The following is an 18159-nucleotide window of genomic DNA, read 5'->3' as shown; positions in this document are numbered from 1 at the left end:
GCGGCGCTCCTCTGGGGCGCCGCCATTTTTTTATCTTGCTGCCTTGTGACAGGAGCATCACGCCGCGGTGGCGGCGGCCAGGCAGGATGCGGTGCGCTGACCTCAGCGGCCGAGGGCCTGGTGGGCGTGCTTGAGCCGCTCGATGGTGTGGTCGATCTGGTCGGTGGTGTGCTCGCTGGACAGAAAGAAACGCAGGCGGGCGCTGCGTTCGGGCACGGCCGGGTAGACGATGGGCTGGACGTTGATGCCGTCGTCGAACAGGCGCTGGGACATCAATGCCGCCGCCGGTGAGTTGCCGGTGATGATCGGCACCACCGCGGCGCCGATGCTCTTGCCGGTGTCGAGGCCGGCGGCATGGGCCTGGTCACGGAAGTAGCGCGAGATGTGGTGCAGCCGCTCGAGGCGTTCGGGCTCCTGCTGCATCAGCGTCAGCGCGGCCAGCGCCGGGGCGGCGGCCTGGGGAGGCATGCCGACGCTATACAGAAAGCCCGGGGCCAGGTAGCGCAGGGTATCGACCAGCGCCTGACAGCCGGCGATATAGCCGCCGCAGCTCGCCAGCGACTTGCTCAGCGTGCCCATCCAGATGTCGACCTCGTCGGTGGCGACGCCGGCGTACTCGCCAAGCCCTCGTCCGTGCTTGCCGAGAACGCCAAAGGAGTGGGCCTCGTCGACCATCAGCCAGGCCTGATGGCGCTCTTTGACCTCGACGAAGGCGCGCAGGTCGGGCACGTCCCCGTCCATGCTGTAGAGCCCTTCGATGACCACGGCAACACGCTCGAAGTCCTGGCGGTGTCGCGCCAGCAGATCGGCCAGCGCCTCGGGGTCATTGTGGGCGAAGCTCATGCGCTTGGCGCCGGAAAGCTGCGCGCCCACCACCGCGCTGTTGTGGATCCACTCGTCATGGACGATAAGGTCCTTCGGCCCCAGCAGCTGACCCAGGGTCGAGACGTTGGTGGCGTGGCCGCTGACGAAGGCTACCGCATCGTCGCATCCGTAGGCCTGGGCCAGGGAGCGCTCGAGCTCACGGTGGATCGGACGTTCACCGGAGACGATGCGACTGGCCGAGACCGTGGTGCCGTAGCGCTCCAGCGCCTGCCTGGCCGCCTCATTGACCCGGGGGTCGCCGGCCAGCCCCAGATAGTTGTAGCTGGCGAAGTTGATGACCTCGCGGCCCTCGATGACGCTGGTCGCGCCGGCGACGCCGTCATGGGGACGGAAGAACGGGTCCTTCAGCCCCAGCCGCTCGGCCCCTTCTCGCATCATGGTGATCTGCTGGTACTGGGGCAGGGTGTCGAAGCGGGTCAGGCGGCTGTTGCCGCTGCCCGGCTCGGGCGCCGCGCGCTGGCCCCGTGGGCGGTCCTTGCTGCGGGCCAGCAGGCGCTGCTTCAGCGCGTCGCGATCGTTGCGTCTCATTCGGCGTTCTCCCGTGCCGGGTCCAGGGCGGCTTCACCGCCGTGGGCGCTGGCCAGCGAGAGCAGTGCGTCGTCGCCGGTGTCGCCGTCTTCCTGGGTCAGCTTGCGCACCAGCACGTGGGCCAGCTTGTCGAGGCTGTTGGCCTCGCTCATCACCATCACCGAAAGCTGAACGTCCAGGCGCGCCTCGATGGCGGTCATCAGCTCGACCCCCATCAGCGAGTCGAAGCCCAGCTCGTAGACCGACTGCTGACTGTCGATGCGCTCGGCGTCGATCAGCAGAATGGTGGCGAGCTCCTCTTTCAGCAGTGAGACCAGCTCCGCCTGCATGTCGTCCGGCGACAGGCCGGCCAGGCGCTGGCGCAGGTCGCCGTTGCCCTCGTTGCGGTGGTTGTCCTCGCCGGCGGCCCCGGCCAGCTCGACGAAGCGTGGCGCCTCGGCGGTGGGCAGGAAGCGCGCCAGGGCGTGCCAGTCGAGTTCCAGCGCGCCGATACCGGAGCGGTCCTGCTCGAGCAGCCTGCCGAGCAGCTCGAGGGCCTGGGAAGAGCGCAGGGCAGATCCGCCGAGGCGTTCCTGCAGGGCGTCCCGGGTACGGGTATGGCGGGCAAGGAAACCGACGTCCTCGATCGCCCCCCAGCAGACGCAGGTGGCCGGGAGCCCGTTGCGCCGCCGCCGCTCCGCCAGCGCCTCGAGCCAGGTGTTGGCGGCGACATAGTTGGCCTGGCCGGGGTTGCCGAACAGGGTGGTGGCCGACGAGTAGAGCACGAACAGGTCGAGGTCGAGCCCCTGGGTCAGGGCGTCGAGGTGGCGGGCGCCCTGGATCTTGGGGGCCAGCACGCGTTCGATACGCTCGCGGTCGAGATGGCGGATCAGGCCGTCGTCGATCACGGTGGCAGCGTGCACCACGCCCTTGAGCGGCGGACGAGTGACGCCGCAGTCGGCGATGACCCTGGCCAGGGCCTGGTCGTCGGTGATGTCGCAGGCCAGCGCCGACACCTCGGCGCCCAGCGCGCGGATACGCGCGATGCCCTGTTCGGCTTCGTCGGTGGTGGCGCCACGGCGACCGAGCAGCACCAGATGTCCGGCGCCACGTTCGGCGAGCCATTCGGCGGTGCGCAGGCCAAAGCCCGAGAGTCCACCGGTGACCAGGTAGCTGGCGTCGGCATCCAGCCGCAGGGGCGAACGTTCGCGGCTGGTGGACGCAGGCGCCTCCGCCACGGTGTCGGCGTCGTCGCTGCGGGTCACCACCAGCTTGCCGATCTGGCGTGCCTGCTGCATGTAGCGGAAGGCATCGATGACGCGATGGTGATCGAAGGCGGTGTAGGGCAGCGGATGCAGGGTGCCGGCGTTGAACAGCGCCATCATCTCGCCGAACAGGCTCTCGGTCAGCGCCGGGCGCAGCTTCATCAACTGGTCGGAGTCGATGCCGAAGTAGCTAAGGTTGTTGCGGAACGGACGCAGCCCGATCGGGGTGTTTTCGTAGAAGTCGCGCTTGCCGAGCTCGAGGAAGCGACCGAAGGGCGCCAGTACCCGAAGGTTCTGGTTGATCGCTTCGCCGGCCAGCGAGTTGAGCACCACGTCGACGCCCTGGCCGTCGGTGTCGCGCAGGATCTCTTCGGCGAAGGTCAGGGCGCGGGAATTGTAGAGGCGATCGACGCCGTACAGGCGCAGGAAGTCGGCCTTTTCTTCGCTGCCGACGGTGGCGTAGATGTCGGCACCCAGCCAGCGGGCGACCTGGATCGCCGCCAGGCCGACGCCACCGGCGGCGCCGTGGATCAGCACCCGTTCGCCGGGCGCCAGTCGGGCCAGCTGCTTGAGCGCATAAAAGACGGTGAAGAAGGTCGTCGGTATGGTCGCGGCGGCGGCAAAGCTGATGCCGTTCGGCAGCGGCGTGACCGCGCCACGGGTAGCCACCACGCGGTCGCTGAAGCTGCTGGGGCCGAAGCCGACCACGGCGTCGCCGGGGGCGAGGTCGCTGACCCCTTCGCCGACGTGTTCGATGACCCCGGCGAACTCGAGTCCGAGGCTCGCGCCGGCGAAGCCGTTCTCGATGGCTTCATCGGACAACAGGCCGAGGGTGTACATCACGTCGCGGAAGTTGAGCCCGGTGGCCTGGACACGGACGCTGACATCCTGTTCGCCGAGTTGGCGCAGGGGGCGCGGTTGCCAGTGCAGGTGACGTAGCTGGCCGGGCAGGGTCACCCCCAGGCTGCTGGCCTGAAGCGGGGCCCGGGTGGGCTCGACGGCGGTTGCTGCGCTGTCGGTGGTTTCGTGGGCGCCCGGGGCCGCGTCCGCGGCGCCACGCTCGGCGTCGCGGGTCTGGACCCGCAGGCGTGTGGCGAAGCGCTGGCCCTCGGCACCGAGTATCAGCTCGGTTTCCTCGCCGGGTGAGCAAAGCTCCAGGGTCAGGGCCTGCAGGACGGGACCGTCCAGCAGATGAGCGCTCGATGATGCCTGGGGCTGGCCGCTGGTCGTGTTCAGGTCGAGATCGACCAGGGTGACCCGGGCCTGGGACAGTTCGTTGGCCAGCGAGCGCGCGAAGCCCCAGGTCGCGGCGTCGGCCGGGGTGGCAGCGTCAGGACCGGTATCGGCAGCGGCCGCACCGACGCCTGCCGGTTGGTCGGCAAACAGGGACGCCACGCCTCGGGTCAGCACCCACAGGCGACAGCGCTGGGAGGTATTTTCCAGGCGCCTCACCCAATGGGCCAGGCGATCGCAGCGCTCGATCTCGTCGGCGGCGTCATTGAGCCCGCGCAGGTCGATCAGGTTGACCGGGGGGGGCGTCGGGTCGCTGTCCTGTCGCGCAGTGGAGCTCGACGATTGACCGGATGTCAGGCGAGTGGCCTCGGCAAGGGTGGCGTCGAGGGTGGCATCGAGGGCGGCGTTGGCCCCCTCGATATTCCCCGGCGGCAGCGCCAGCCGTGATACCTGACCTCCCGCCGCGCTCAGGGCATCGGCGAGGCGTTTGGCGGCCTCGGCGGTGGCCTCGTCGTGGACCAGCAGTTGCGCAGGCAGCATGGCCTGGTCGTGGTGCGCTTCCTCGGTGCCTGGCGCCGGTCGCTCGGTGCCTGGTGCCGGTCGCTCGGCCAGGCGCAGCGAGTAGAGCACCACGCTCTCGTCGCCTTCATCGAGGGGTGTGGCGCTGACGTCGCCCTGGGCCAGTTCGGCCAGCATCGCTTCGAGGTCGGCCTTCTCGCACAGCCGGGGGTTGTCGCCTTGCGCCAGCGCGGGGGTAGCGGCCAGGGCGTCCCACCAGGGGGCGCCGGGAGCGTGCAGCACCAGCAGGGTGGCGCCCGGGTCCAGGCGTTCGCCAAGGTCATGAAGCTGGCGTCTGGAGGCCTCGTGATCGACGGTGTCGACCATGATCAGCCCGAGCTGGGCGCGTCGGCGCTCGGCGGCTGGGGCCTCGCCAGCGCTTTCCAGCGTGATCAGCGGGCAGCGTTCCTTCAGGCGCGTGGCGCGCTGGCGAGCGTCGTCGTCGCCGACGATCAGGTGAAGATCGAGGTGGTCGGGGTCGACCAGGGGGCTCAGGGCTTCGCTCAGGCGCGGGGCGCCGACGCCGGCTTCGATGACGCCGAGACGTCGGCATTCTCCCTGGATCGACTCCGCAGCAGCCGACAGCGCCGCGGCAAGACAGCGGCCCAGCGCCTGCCAGCCGGACTGGCCCAGGGTATGCGGGGCGAGGGCGGACAGCGAGGCCGGCGTCAGCCCGATGGCGGCGGCGTCGCGCTGGCCGGTCAGCAGTTCGCTCAGGTGCAGACCATGGCGCCCCAGACGCTGGATCAGCAGGGCATCGTCGGGGTAGTCGTCGATCAGCAGCTGCCAGATCGGCGCCGGGTCCAGGCGTTCGTCTTCGTCGATGCGGGTCCAGCCCTTGTCATCGGCGACCAGGCCGCCGCTGGCCTCGAGCTGGGCGACCAGCTGTCGCCACTGGGCTGCGCTGCCCGGATACTCCAGCAGATAGCGCTCGAACTCGGCGCGCTCGAGCCGCTGGTGGTGGCCCAGTCGGCTCAGTGCCTGATCGGCGAAGGCTTCGCTCAGGCGGTTGAGCAGCGCTGCCAGCTCGCTAGCGTAGCGACGATCGGCAGACGGCGAGGCGGCGTCCGCTGTGGCGCCGGTGTCTTGCCGGGGCTCCTGCGGGACCCTGTGCAGGTGCCTATGCAAGTGCTTATGCAGGTGCTTCTGCAGGGCATCGGGCAGGGCCTTGGCGAGTGCGTCGAGGGTGACGTCATCGACCTGACGGGGATGCGGTGCCGGGGTCAGTACATTGCCGACCAGGCTGATGGCGCCGTGGCCAGCATTTTTAAGCCGTACCAGGCGGAATCGCGTGGCGTCCAGATGGGCCAGGCAGCGGCCTTCGGCGTCGAACAGGCTGAAGTCGGCGGTGAACGAGTGAGGCGCCCGTCCGCGCAGCCTGGCCTTGGCCAGGGCGGGGCGGCCGGCGTCGGCACGGAACTGCAGGCGATCGATACGGATGGGCACGAAGGCGTAGCCGGCCGCGGCGGCCTCGCTGTCGGCCAGCAGCGGCAGAAACAGCTGAAAGGCGCTATCGAGAATGCCCGGCGACAGGTGCAGCGGTTCGCCCTCGGCCCCTGTGGGCACGATCTCGCCGAGCATGGTGTCGCCCTCGCGCCAGGCCCGGGGAATCGCCTGGAAGGCGGGTCCGTAGTCCAGACCCAGACGGCTGGCCATGGCCAGGTGGGTTTCCAGGGTGACGTCCGGTGCCCGCGACGGCAGCGTCGGCGGGGTCTGTTCGAGCAGCGAGCCGGCGCTCTCGGCCATCAACCGGGCGCTGGCGTTGCGTTGCCAGTCGCCGGCCTCCTGGGTGTCGCGGGAGTCGATGGTGATATGCCCCTGGGCGTCGCTCAGGGTCAGACGTGTCTGACGTCCGTGGGGCGCATCGAGCATCAGCGGTGCGTGGATTTCCAGCGATTCGATGTCGACCAGCGTCGGGGCACGGTGATGGATGGCGGCGGCCAGCGCCATTTCGACGTAGCCGGCACCGGGAAAGACCGCGGCCTGGCCGACCACGTGGTCGGCCAGCCAGGGCAGACGCTCGACATCCAGCTGGCTGTGCCAGGTGGTGCGCTGCTGGGCCAGGCGGTAGCCGAGCAGCGGATGCTCGATGTGGCGGTCGATCAAGCCGCCGCCGTGGCCGCTGGGGGTGATCCAGAAGCGTTCGTGCTGCCAGGGATAGAGCGGCAGCTCGGCAAAGTCACCTGCCAGCGGAAAGATCCGGCTGTCGTCGATGGTGATGCCGCTGAGCCACAGCCGCCCGAGGCCACGATTCAGGGCGTCGATGCCGTCGGCGTCGCGCTCCAGGGTGGTGATCACCAGACCGTCGCCCTGGCGCGCCTTCAGCGCATCGTTCAGATAGCGGCGCAGTACCGGGTGGGCGCCGATCTCGACGAAGACGTTGGCGCCGGTGTCGAGCAGCGCCTCCATCGCCGGGGTAAAGCTGACCGGCTCGCGAATATTGCGCCACCAGTAGTGGGCGTCCAGCTCGCGGGTGTCGAGCTGGGCGCCGGCGACGGTGGAATAGAAGGGGCAGCGGGCCTCGCGCGGGCGAATATCGGCCAGGGAGGCGACCACGTCATCCTTGATGACGTCCATGGCGGGGCTGTGGAAGGCGTAGTCCAGGGGCAGGCGGAAGCAGGCGATCTGGGCGTCGCCCAGGGCTTTCTCGAGCGCTGCCATGGGGCCTTCGGGGCCGGCCAGGGTCACGCCCTGACGACTGTTGTCGCCGGCCAGGCTGATCTCGTTGAAGCGCGGATCCTCGAGCCACTCGGCGGTGCTGTCGGCATCGAGCACCACGGCGGTCATGACTCCCTGGCCACGGGTCATGCCCTGGAAGTGGCTACGCTGGGTGATCACGCTGACCGCCTCGTCGAGGGTCAAGGCGCCGGAGGCCCAGGCGGCGGCCACTTCGCCGACACTGTGGCCGATCACGGCGGCTGGCCGGATGCCCCAATGCTCGAACACCTGGGTGATCGCCACCTGGATTGCGAACAGGGTCGGCTGGGCGATCTCGGTACGCTCGAGGCGGTCACCGTCGACGCCCTCGAGTTCGGCGCGCAGCGAGAAGCCGCCGAGGGGCATGAACAGGGCGTCGATGCGGTCGATGGCGTCGGCGAACAGCGGCGACTCGTTCAGCAGGTCGCGTCCCATGCCGAACCACTGACAGCCATTGCCGGAATAGACAAGGACAGGGCCACTGGCGTCGGCCTGAGCGGTGCCGGTCACGACGCCACGGGCATTGGTCACGTCGCCGCGGGCGCTTGCGTCCGCTTGCGCGAAGGCCTCGAGCATCGCGGCGGCGCTGTCGCGGTCCTCGGCGAAGACGACGCCACTATGCTTCAGGCGGTCCCGACGCTGGTCGAGGGCGTAGGCCACATCGTAGAGCGAGGTGTCGGCCTGGCGCAGGCGTTCGGCCAGGCGTGCGGCGAGTTCGACCAGGGCCTCAGGGCTGTTGGCCGAGAAACGCAGCGGCAGCGCGCGGTCCGGCGTGGCGACGCCGTCGTCGGCGGGGTTGTCGTCGACAGGGCTGTCGTCGACAGGGCTGTCCTGGGCCGGGCTCTCGTCGGAAGGGCTCTCGACGGACGGGCTGGCGTTGCCCGGTTTGCCTTGCCTCGCGTTGCCTGCCGGCTCGGGGGCGCTCTGCAGGATGACGTGGGCGTTGGCGCCGCCGAAGCCGAAGGAGTTCACCCCGATCGTCAGCGGCCCCTGGTCGGCGAGTTTCAGCGGCTCGGCGACGATCTCCAGATTCCAGTCATCGAGCTTGATGCGGGGGTTGGGGTTGCGGATACCGATGGTCGCCGGGACTTCACGGTGGATCAGGCTGTAGAGCCCCTTGAACAGGCCGGCGACCCCGGACGCGGTCTCCAGGTGGCCGACGTTGCTCTTGACCGAGCCGATCGGCAGCGGTCGGCTGCGGCCCTGGCCGAGGGCCTGGCCGATGGCGTGGGTCTCGATGGGATCGCCCACCGCGGTGCCGGTACCGTGGGCCTCGAGGTAGTCGATGTCGTCCGCGGAAATGCCGGCGTCGGCGTAGGCCTGACGCATCAGCGCGATCTGGGCGTCGGCGTTGGGTACCGTCAGGCCGGTCTTGTGGCCGTCGGTATTGACCGCTGATCCCGCCACCACGGCCAGGATACGGTCGCCATCGGCGACGGCGGTGTCATAGTCCTTGAGCAGGAACAGGCCCGCGCCTTCGGAGCGCACATAGCCGTCGCCGGCCTCGTCGAAGACCCGGCAACGGCCATTGGCGGAGAGCATGCTGGCCTTGGAAAACACGATGAAGCCGAAGGGGTGCAGGTGCAGGCTGATGCCACCGGCCAGGGCGGCGTCGCATTCGCCGTGGCGGATCGCCTGGCAGGCTTGATGGAAGGCCACCAGCGATGACGAGCAGGCGGTGTCCAGCGCCATGCTGGGCCCCTTCAGGTCGAACACGTAGGACAGACGATTGGCGGCGATGCTGGAGGTGTTGCCGGTGGCCGATGGGGCGTCCATGGCCTGCAGGTCGTCGGCGTGGCGGTAGGTGTAGTCGAGACTCGAGATGCCGATATAGACGCCGCAGCGGCTGCCGCGCAGCTTTGACGGCGCGACCCCGGCGTGCTCCATGGCTTCCCAGGCCAGCTCCAGCAGCATCCGCTGCTGGGGCTCCATGTGTGCCGCCTCACGTGGAGAAATGCCGAAGAAGGCGGCGTCGAAGCCGCTGATGTCCCCGAGGCTGCCCGCGGCAAAGGTGACGCTGGTGCCGGGGTGCTGGCGATTGGGATGACGGTAGACGTCGTGGTCCCAGCGCTCCGGCGCGACCTCGGTGACCAGGTCCTGGCCTTTTCTCAGGCTGTCCCAGAAGGTCTCATCGTGCCTGCTCGGAAAGCGATGGGAGGCTCCAATGATAGCGACGCGCCTTGTCATTCCTGCTCCTGTAATTCGTCTTGCTGCTTCGATCTCTGTGCCTTCCGGGCGCAGGCGTTGTTCTGTCGCGTGCTTGCCTTGGCCATGGCGGTCAGGGTGTCCCACAGAGTTGCTGCCAGGTGGTCGATGGGGATGTCGTTGTCATGTAAAGGCTCGGCCGGCCCCGCTGATGACGTAGCGGTGGTCCAGATCAGGTAGTCGCTGCGACCGTCGGGCTCGCCGAGCGCGCGATAGGATCTGGCCATGATCGGCACATGGTCGCCATAAAAGCACAGTATGCCTTGTCGATCTTGTCGAATCAGGCTATCGGCCAGGGCGTTCGCCATGCTGTCGGCGTTGGCCAGATGGCGCAGATAGACCGCCAGTTCATCGCGGCCGCGCTCGCCGAGCGGCTTGGCCAGGGGGGCCGGCAGCTTGTCTCGCCAAGCGGCGCCCGCGCGCTCCAGATGCAGCGGGCCGTGATTTTCCATGGTGATGACGAACACCATCAGCGGCTGATCGGGGCTCGCTTGCAGCAGCTCGTCGACCTTGCGTGCCAGCGCCGCGTCGGCGATGTACTGGCCGTCCCGGTCGCCCTGTCGGCCTTCGGCTGGCTGCCCCCCGTCGAAGGCGTCGAGGGTGATGAACTCGTCGAAGCCCATGCGCGGCATGACCTTGTGGCGCAGATAGAAGGACGCCGGGTAGGGGTGCACGGCGACGGTACGATAGCCACTGCGCTTGAGGCTGCGCACCAGGTTGGGCACCGGCTGGCGTGCCAGCTGACGGTAGGGGTTGAACTGATGCATGCCGAGGGCGGCGCCGCTCAGCCCGGTCAGAAAGGCGGCTTCGCTGCGTACCGTGTTGGCGCCCCAGGCGGGCACCTCGAGGCGACCCTGCACGGCGCTCTCGGCACAGAGTCGGTCCCAGCCGTCGAGCACGCTGCCGTGAAGCGCTGGCTGCCATGGGCGGGGGTCGAAGAACGACTCGCTCTGCACCACCACCAGATGGGGCAGGGCGTCGGCCCCGGGCAGGCTGTCGGGGCGGCGGAAGCACTCTGGCGTGCTCGACGGATCGATCTGGCGGCGCGGGTAGCGGGCGTAGGCCCAGAAGAAGCCGAACAGTCCGTGGCGCTTCAGATCCTGGGCTGGGTTAAGGGTTATCTGCGGTAGACGGGGCAAGGCGTGGCCGAGCAGGCCGGCGCCGCCAAGGCCGAGGATGGCGACCGTGGCGACAAGGCCACCACCCCCAAGCGAGCCCGACAGGGCAGGCTCGAACCACAGGAAGGCCGCGAAGGCCAGGGCCCCGGAGACGCTGGCGGCGATGGCGAGGCCGATGCCGAAGAACGGCACATAGAGGCGAGGATGGCGGATGGCGTCGAGGAAGTAGTCGAAGTCCTGCACCAGGAACGGTTCTTTCAGGCTCACCCATTTGGTGCGCGCCGACTCTACCACCACCAGCTGCAGGCACAGCAGCAGCCCGGCGCTCAGCCAGCCACGCTGAAGTATTAGCAGCGACACGGCAAACAGCACAAGCCAGGTGCCGATGTGCACCATCAGCGTTGCCCTGGGACGCAGCCACAGCGAGTCCGGGCGTGGGCGCACCAGGGCTTCCATGGCGATGCTCAGTGCAAGGCCCAGCAACAAGGGAAACAGCAACAAGGAAACCGGCAACATCAGCGCTCCACTCCGTAGCCGGTCCACTTCACCAGGCGTCCAGACAGGCCTGCCGGCAGCAATGCCAGGCACTGGGTGGCGAGTGCCAGAGGCCAGGGGAAGCTGACGCGGGCACGGTTGGCCTCGACCGCCGCCTGGATACGTCTGGCGGCGCGCTCGGGGCCGATCAGGAAGGGCTTGGGGCCGGGCATGGCGCGGGCCATGGCCGATTGCACATAGCCTGGCATGACGACGGTGACGCCGACCCCGTCGGCGGCGACCAGACCGCGCAGCGCCTCGCCATAGGCCTTGATGCCGGCCTTGCTGGCGCTGTAGCTCGGGGTCACCGGCAGCCCGTACCAGGCGGCCAGAGAGCTGATGAAGACCAGTTGGCCGCTGCCGCGGGCCTGCATGGCCGGGATCAGGCGGCGGGCCATGTCGATGGGGATGCGCAGGTTCAGGTCGAGCAGTGCGCGGGCCGTGTCGCCGTCTTCGCCATCGCGGCGGCTGGTGACGCCGTGGTTCATGCCGGCACACAGCAGAACCCGATCGGGGGTGCGCGGCAGGCCGTCGAGCCAGGCGTTGCGGGCGACGTCGTCTTCGAGGGGGACCTGGCTCAGGCTGACCGCCGCGCCCAGGGCCCTGCAGTCCTCGGCCAGGGGCTTCAGTGCCTCCAGGCGTCGGCCGTGCAGCACCAGTTCGGTACCGGCGGCAGCGTAACGCCGAGCCAGTTCTCCACCGATGGCGCCGCTCGCCCCGGTAATCAGTATCAGGCGGCCTTGGGCAGGCATTGCAGCAGTTCCTCCAGTGGGCTGAGATCGGCGGCGAGTCGCGGCGAGCATTGGGCGACGGCGAGATCGATGCCTCGGCGGCAGTAGAAGCCGCCGTTGAGCTGCACCGTATGCAGCAAGGTCTGACGAAAGGCGTGGAACAGGCGCGGGTCCGGGGCTTCGGGGTGCTGCCAGAAGGCGTCGAGCCCTGCCCCAGCCACCAGCCCGGGCAGGGCGTAGATGGCCTGGCCGAGCGATAGCGTCGGGCAGCCGTGCTCCATGGCCACCAGGCCTGCTGTGCTGTTGACCGTGACCATGCCCCGCGACCCGGGCAGCAGGCGGTTCAGGTCGCCGCTTTCGAGGTAGATGACGCGGCCGTCGATGGCCAGTTCGTCGGCCTTGCGGCGAATATGCCTGGCGTAGTTCACCAGCCCCATGTCCAGCGGATGATTCTTGATCACCAGTCGGGCGTCGCCGGGGGCGCGGCGGGCAAACGAGGTCATCACCCTGTCGATGACCTCGAGCATGTCCCGGTAGGGCGAATGGTGCTGGATCTGGGCGTCGCCATTCAATTGCAGCGGCAGCACGAAGTAAGGCCTGGAGGATGCAACCAGGGATTCGATGCGCCGGGCGTCGCGGGGCTTGTAGTAGCGCAGCAGCGAGAAGCGCTTGAGGTAGGCGGCGTACTCGAGCGGCGCGGTGACCGGTGCGTGATTGCGGTAGTGGGGCGCAAGCGCCGGGTTGGCAAGGCCAGCCAGGTGGAACAGCACGTCGTGGGTGGCGCGGATACGAAACGGGCTGTTGAAGGGCGTGGCGGCCGGGGCGTCGCCGAGTCGTGCGTAGGCTTCAAGGAACCAGTCAGGGTTGCCGGGCAGGGTCGATCGAGCATTGACGCCCTCCGGCTCCATGGTGATCCAGTGTGGGCGAAAATAGCCTTCCTCGAGTACCTGGGTGCGCACGCCGAAGGCCGGCGCCAGCGTGATCGCCGGGCGGTGGACCGGACGCTGGTCACCGAACAGCACCTGATCGGTGATGTTGTCGCGCCGATAGAGGACCTGCAGAAATTCGGGGAGATCCGGCAGCGAGCCGCGATATAGCCGGGCACCCTGGCGGCGCCGGTAGAGCAGGTCGCCACCATTGAAGTTGAGCAGATGGACATGGTGTCCGTCATCGGCCAGCCGGTCGGCCAGGCGGGCAGAGAATGGCGAACAAGGCCCCTGCAGCAATAGAAAGGACTTTTTGCGGGAGAGCATGTCAGTGCCTGCCTTCAACGGTGTTGCGGTAGTGGCGATAGGCCCGTTGCCACAGGCGCAGTCGGGGACGGGCCTGGCGGCGCTGGTCCAGCAGAGTGATGGCGGTCTCGACGTTGATCAAATGGCGGCTGGCCGGGTCGACGTAGCGCGGGTAGATGATCAGGGCGGCCGCGACCAGCTCTTCCAGGGTGGCTCGGCGGCTGCGGCGCCGGGGCGTCGGTGCCTGATCCCGGGTCAGCCCCCAGCCGGCGTAGAAGGGAACGCCGTAGGTGGTCACCGGCTTGCCACGCAGCAGCGCCTCGAATCCGGTCAGCGAGGTCATGGTGTGGATCTCGTCGGCCTGCTCGATCAGCGCCGTGATATCGGCGTGGGGCAGGCAGTGGTCGTAGTGCGTGTCGTCGACGTCCTGTCCCAGCCTGACGCCGCTGGTCACGTCGGGGTGGGGCTTGTAGATGACAAGGGCGTCGGGGTTGGCCTCACGCACTCGGGCCAGCAGGGCGGCGTTGGTGGCGATCTGGGTGGCGCCGGTACGAATGGACGCGTCGCTCTCGACCTGGCCGGGTACCAGCAGGCAGCGCTGCTCGGGGCAGGCCTTGAGAGCCGCCAGGCGTGGCGTGAGGGTGGTCTCGTTGTGCTGGGTGGCGCTGTCGTTGTACTTGCTCAGCTTGAGCGCGACCAGGCGCTGGATGACGTGGCGAGCACGTGCCAGCAGCTGTGGCGAGAAGTCGCCTCGCTCGATCAGGGTCTCGAGGTCACTGGGCCGGCCGGGGTCGTAGTAGATGCCGGCGCCGTCGATGACCAGTGACATCGGGCGCGTCAGATCGATGCCCAGTCCCACCGAGCGCAGAAAGCCGTCTTCCATGCGCCAGCAAGCGCCATCATCGTCGCGGCCGGGTTGATCGCCCCACACCAGTCGCCGTGTCACAGCGGCGGTGGTCGATGGCGGGGGCGTGTCGGGGGACGTGCCGGTGCTGCGCAGCTTGGCCCTGGGACCAAGGAAGTCGGCGATAAAGCCGCGCTTCCAGCGTGAGAATCCCTGTACCTGCCAGTCGCCGGCAGCGGCCTCGATCTGGCGACGTTGGTCATCCAGCAGGTCGAGGGTGGCTTCCAGGTCGCTGGCTTGCCGGGTATAGGGGTTGGCGTAGCGGCAATAGCGCAGGTAGGCCGCGGCGAACACCCAGGTGAGGCTGGGGCGGTGCGTACGACGAGGGCAGGCCTGACGGTCGTCGGTGAGCCCCCAGCCGGCGTAGAACGGCAGGCCGTGGCAGGTGACCGGCAGTCCGGCGATCAGGGCTTCGAAGCCGAGCTGGCTGGTGACCACGTGGACGGCCTCCACCGCATCGAACAGTGCCCAGGGGTTGATGTCTTCGGTCAGTAGATGACAGCGCTGGCGCTTGCCGGCCTGCATCAGGTGGCCGGCCTTGCTGCCAGCCACCACGTCCGGGTGGGCCTTGATCAGGATGTCGGCGTGCGGATGGTGTTCGCAGGCGTAGTCGAGCATGGCCTCGAAGCTCTTGGCGTTGGCCATGCCGTAGGCGATCGAGGCGTCGCCGCGGGTCTGGTCGACCACCAGTACACGCGGGGTGTCGCTGGCGGGCAGCGGGAGGTCCGGTGCGTGGTTGTACTTGGACAGGCGCAGCTCACGCAGGCGGGTCATGGCGCGTTCGGCGCGCTGCTGTTCGCCGGGCAGGAAGCTGTCCTGCCCGATCATGACCTCGAGATCCGATGGGCGCGAGGCATCGTAGTAGATGCCGAGGTGGTCCACCACTAGGGAGTGAGAGGCATAGCCCTGCACACCGAGTCCCCAGGAACGCAGGAACCCGTCCTCCACGGCAACGTAAGGCATGCCGAGGCGCTCGGCGTAACGCCGAGCCTTGTTTGCAGATGGCTTGTAGCCCCAGCCGACCACTGCCTGGGCGCCTTGGCGATGCCGTTGACCCCAGGAGAGGAGTTCATCGAATTCGTGCAGACAGGGCGCCAATGCTGGCTGTCTGGCCAGGGCGCCCGTGGTCAGGATGGCACTGCGGCGGGGTTGCCTTTCATCTGCGTGTAGATTGACTCCCTGTCCCAAGTTTCACCTACGGCGCAAAAGTCGATTAAGTCTGTAGTGCGTCATGTTAACAGAACTCATGTTCGGGAAACTCTTATCTCGTCAAAAACAGGCACAGTTTATAGGCCTTAATCGGCATCAATTCGGGTGCAAGGTGCAAGTGGATGATTAGTAAATAAGTACTAATAGTGATTAGGGTGTCTTACCAGGGGTTTTTTACAGTTTATGCAGCGTCGATTGATCGGCCAGCCACTTCGTTGTCTGGCCGCGCATGGCGAGGCGTTGGCGATGGCCGTCGGCAGCGGCGGTGGTAGCGACGAGGCGGTGGTAGCGACAAGGCGGTGGGAGCGACCAGGCGGTGGCAATACCGGCGAATGACGCCCAAGTCATGCTGATCCGTCTCCTCCCCTGCGCTGAACCGTCGAGTCGCGGTAAGATTGGCGGCATCGATTTCCGGGAAGGCCTGGCCTTCCCGGTACATTTGTATCGGCCCGCTGTGTCGACTCCGGTCGGGCCTTTTATCAAGGAGTCTTGCGTGCCCGTTTCTCTGAGCAGTGAACACAAGGACGCCCTGGTCGCCGGCGTGGAAGAGGCCGGCCGACTGGTGCTCGAAATCTATCAGCGCGACTTCGACGTCGAGCACAAGGACGACAATAGCCCGTTGACCGAGGCCGATCTGGCCGCCCACCACGCCCTGGTGGCGCTGTTGGGCCGGCTGACGCCGGAGGTGCCGGTGCTGTCCGAGGAGTCTGGCGAGATCGCCACCGAGACACGCCTCGGCTGGTCGCGCTATTGGCTGGTGGACCCTCTGGATGGCACCAAGGAGTTCGTCAATCGCAACGGTGAATTCACCCTCAACGTGGCGCTGATCGAACACGGCGTGCCGGTGCTGGGGGTGGTCCATGCGCCGGTGCTGGGGGTGACCTGGTTCGGTGATCAGGACAATGGCGCCTGGCGATCCGAGGGCGAGTCCCGCCAGCCGATCCGCGTGCGTGAACTGCCGGACCCCGCCCAGGCCCCCTGGGTGGTGGTGGGCAGCCGCCGCCACGGTGCCGAGACCTTCGAGGCTTTCTGTTCACGCTTGCCGTCTACCGAGTGCACCTCGATGGGCAGTTCGCTGAAGCTGTGCCTGGTAGCGGAGGGCAAGGCCGACCTCTATCCGCGCCTGGCACCCACCTGCGAGTGGGACACCGCCGCCGCCCAGGCGGTGGTCACCGCCGCCGGCGGGCTGGTGCTGGACGCACAGACGCTGGAGCCGCTGCGTTGCAATCGTGGCGAGTCGCTGCTCAATCCGTTCTTTGTCGTGTGTGGCCAGCGCGACGAGCGCTGGGAGCAGGCATTGGTCGCCGCCCTGGCGCAGTAGTGCTTGAGCTCTAGAAATTTGTGCCGATTCGGGCTGTGGCTCGGATCGGCCCTTTTTTTGCCTCACCGAGTGTTTCCTTCCTGTTGTTTCAGGTATCCCGAGGTCTGTGGCCCTTGGCGGACCCCTATCCCTGGCTGTCCTGGCCCCAAAGATTTCTCACGCTTTTTTCTGAGTCTGTGCTTGCTTGCTGAACGGCTGTTGGTCCGCCTGCAGGCAGGCTCTGGCGTGGCTGTGCCTGGGAAGTGGCGAGTAATCAGGCAATTGTCGCAGGCTGCGTTGAGAGATTGCTTGCTGCGGCATCGGCACAAAAATGGTAGTAATGTGCTCCTTTGGTCAACATATGCTTCTTTGGTCGAAGCATCTTTCCCGCATTCTCTCCTGCCGGCGCCGTGACGGATCAGGCAGAGGAGCTGTTTGCCTTGGCCCGTTGGAGACGGAAGATGAGTGCATCGGACGATATCCAGGATTTCCTGCGCAAGACCGGTTCCGATACTGCTGGCTACCAGGCGTTTGGTCGCACCGATGAGGGGGCGGGCCAGCCGCGCTGGGGGCTGCTTGGCCAGCTCTCGGGCCACGACGTCGAGCCTGACGATAGGCCGTCACGCGTCGAGACAGGTGCTCGCGCAGAGCCCCCGCCAACGCCAGCCGACGCGGCCCCTGCGCGCAAGGGGAAGGCCTGGGCGACGCTGGAACAACTCCCCGCCGCCCCGGCTCCCGAGCCTGCCTCTGGTCCTGCCGCCCGGCCTGCCCCCTCGGCCGCCGCTGAGCACAGCGAGCCCCCCGCTGATCGGCGAGTCGAGCACCAGGTGCCTGCCACCAACGCCTTGAGCGTGGGCGAGGCCTCGTCTCCGGGGGAGGCTCGTGTTGCGCCTGCCGGACGCTTTGGCCATCTATTTCGCAGTGCCTCGGACAAGGCGTCGTCCGAGGCCGCTACCGGCAAGGAAACGCCGCTGAAACCTCTGCTCAAACGAATCTCTCAATGAATCTGGTTTCCCTGTCGTCGCCCAAGGGCGGCGTCGGCAAGACAACGCTGACCGCCAATCTGGCTCACGCCCTCAAGCGCCTCGGGCACCGGGTGGTGGTCATCGATTTCGACGTACAGAACGCTCTGCGACTGCACTTCGGGCTGGGATTCGGCGAGGGGCGAGGTTTTGTCGCCCAGGCCGTGGAGATCCACGACTGGCGACGCCTGCTGGTGCCCAGCGCCAGCGGTATCGAGCTGTTGCCCTATGGCGAAGTCAGCGATGCCCAGCGCCTGGCGTTCGAGTCCTGGCTCAGCGCGCACCCCGAGGCGGTGGCCCAGCGTCTGGGGCCTCTGCTGAACGAGCCACGCTGCGTGGTGCTGGCGGATCTACCGCCAGGGCCGTCGCCGAGCCTCGCCGCCATGGGCGCTGCCGATGCCATCCAGGTGGCGGTGCTGCTGGCCGACAGCGCCTCGCTGTCGGTGTTGCCGCGTATCGAAGGCGGCGACTTCATGGGCCCTGGTGTCAGGCCCTACTACATCATCAATCAGGTGGACCGACGCCGAAGGCTTTCCAGCGACGTGGCCGACTTCCTGCAGGATCGCCTGGGCAGTCCGTTGCTCGGCAACGTGCATCGTGACGAGGCGATTCCCGAGGCGCTGGCCTGCGAGCAGTCGATCTTCGACTACGCGCCAGCCTCGGCGGCGGCCCACGATATCGACACCCTGGCCCGCAGCGTCAGTCGTCTGCTCCCCTCACTCCAGTCCCATGGGGTGGTCGCCCCGGCGCTATAGGATG

At 67.8% G+C, this 18159-nt stretch carries 10 protein-coding genes; 3 read left to right on the top strand and 7 right to left on the bottom strand.

The features are described 5' to 3' along the window. Window positions 1–102: 102 nt before the first annotated feature. The 7 genes from NKF27_RS19835 to NKF27_RS19805 form a co-directional block, all read right to left on the bottom strand. Complete coding sequence (locus NKF27_RS19835) at window positions 103–1413, bottom strand: aminotransferase class I/II-fold pyridoxal phosphate-dependent enzyme (protein ID WP_253554540.1); 1311 nt, start codon at window positions 1411–1413, stop codon at window positions 103–105. Continuing rightward, entirely contained in the window at window positions 1410–9332 is a 7923-nt protein-coding gene (locus tag NKF27_RS19830) for a type I polyketide synthase (RefSeq protein ID WP_253554538.1), read from the bottom strand. Before NKF27_RS19830 ends, NKF27_RS19835 begins: the two co-directional genes overlap by 4 nt. Beyond that, entirely contained in the window at window positions 9329–10984 is a 1656-nt protein-coding gene (locus tag NKF27_RS19825; protein WP_253554536.1) for an LTA synthase family protein, read from the bottom strand. The genes NKF27_RS19830 and NKF27_RS19825 overlap by 4 nt, the downstream gene beginning before the upstream one ends. After that, window positions 10984–11754 carry an SDR family oxidoreductase gene (locus tag NKF27_RS19820; RefSeq protein ID WP_253554534.1) on the bottom strand — a complete coding sequence of 257 codons (771 nt, stop codon included), beginning with the start codon at window positions 11752–11754 and terminating at the stop codon, window positions 10984–10986. The genes NKF27_RS19825 and NKF27_RS19820 overlap by 1 nt, the downstream gene beginning before the upstream one ends. Further along, window positions 11733–12986 (bottom strand): capsule biosynthesis protein, encoded by a 1254-nt coding sequence (locus tag NKF27_RS19815; RefSeq protein ID WP_253554533.1) that lies wholly within the window; start codon window positions 12984–12986, stop codon window positions 11733–11735. Before NKF27_RS19815 ends, NKF27_RS19820 begins: the two co-directional genes overlap by 22 nt. A 1-nt stretch (window position 12987) precedes the next feature. Next, complete coding sequence (locus NKF27_RS19810; RefSeq protein ID WP_253556512.1) at window positions 12988–14895, bottom strand: capsular polysaccharide biosynthesis protein; 1908 nt, start codon at window positions 14893–14895, stop codon at window positions 12988–12990. Between the two features lie 357 nt (window positions 14896–15252). Next, window positions 15253–15426, bottom strand: coding sequence for a hypothetical protein (locus tag NKF27_RS19805; RefSeq protein WP_253554531.1), 174 nt, complete (start codon window positions 15424–15426; stop codon window positions 15253–15255). Window positions 15427–15571: 145 nt separating this feature from the next. Between NKF27_RS19805 and cysQ the strand changes: the two genes are divergently transcribed. The 3 genes from cysQ to bcsQ all read left to right on the top strand — a co-directional run bounded on the left by cysQ (window position 15572) and on the right by bcsQ (window position 18155). Then, the gene (cysQ, locus tag NKF27_RS19800; protein ID WP_253554529.1) at window positions 15572–16399 is read left to right on the top strand and encodes a 3'(2'),5'-bisphosphate nucleotidase CysQ; all 828 of its coding nucleotides are present in this window, start codon (window positions 15572–15574) and stop codon (window positions 16397–16399) included. 440 nt (window positions 16400–16839) lie between these two features. Next, the gene (locus NKF27_RS19795; protein WP_253554527.1) at window positions 16840–17382 is read left to right on the top strand and encodes a hypothetical protein; all 543 of its coding nucleotides are present in this window, start codon (window positions 16840–16842) and stop codon (window positions 17380–17382) included. Beyond that, window positions 17379–18155: a cellulose biosynthesis protein BcsQ gene (gene bcsQ / locus NKF27_RS19790; protein ID WP_253554525.1), complete on the top strand. Its 777-nt coding sequence runs from the start codon at window positions 17379–17381 to the stop codon at window positions 18153–18155. Before NKF27_RS19795 ends, bcsQ begins: the two co-directional genes overlap by 4 nt. The last annotated feature ends 4 nt before the right edge of the window (window positions 18156–18159 follow it).

It is taken from the genome of Halomonas sp. DN3 (assembly GCF_024137905.1).
GTDB lineage: Bacteria > Pseudomonadota > Gammaproteobacteria > Pseudomonadales > Halomonadaceae > Halomonas > Halomonas litopenaei.
The sequence above is the reverse complement of the archived record's forward strand: the minus strand, read 5'-3'. Positions and strand labels throughout refer to the sequence as shown.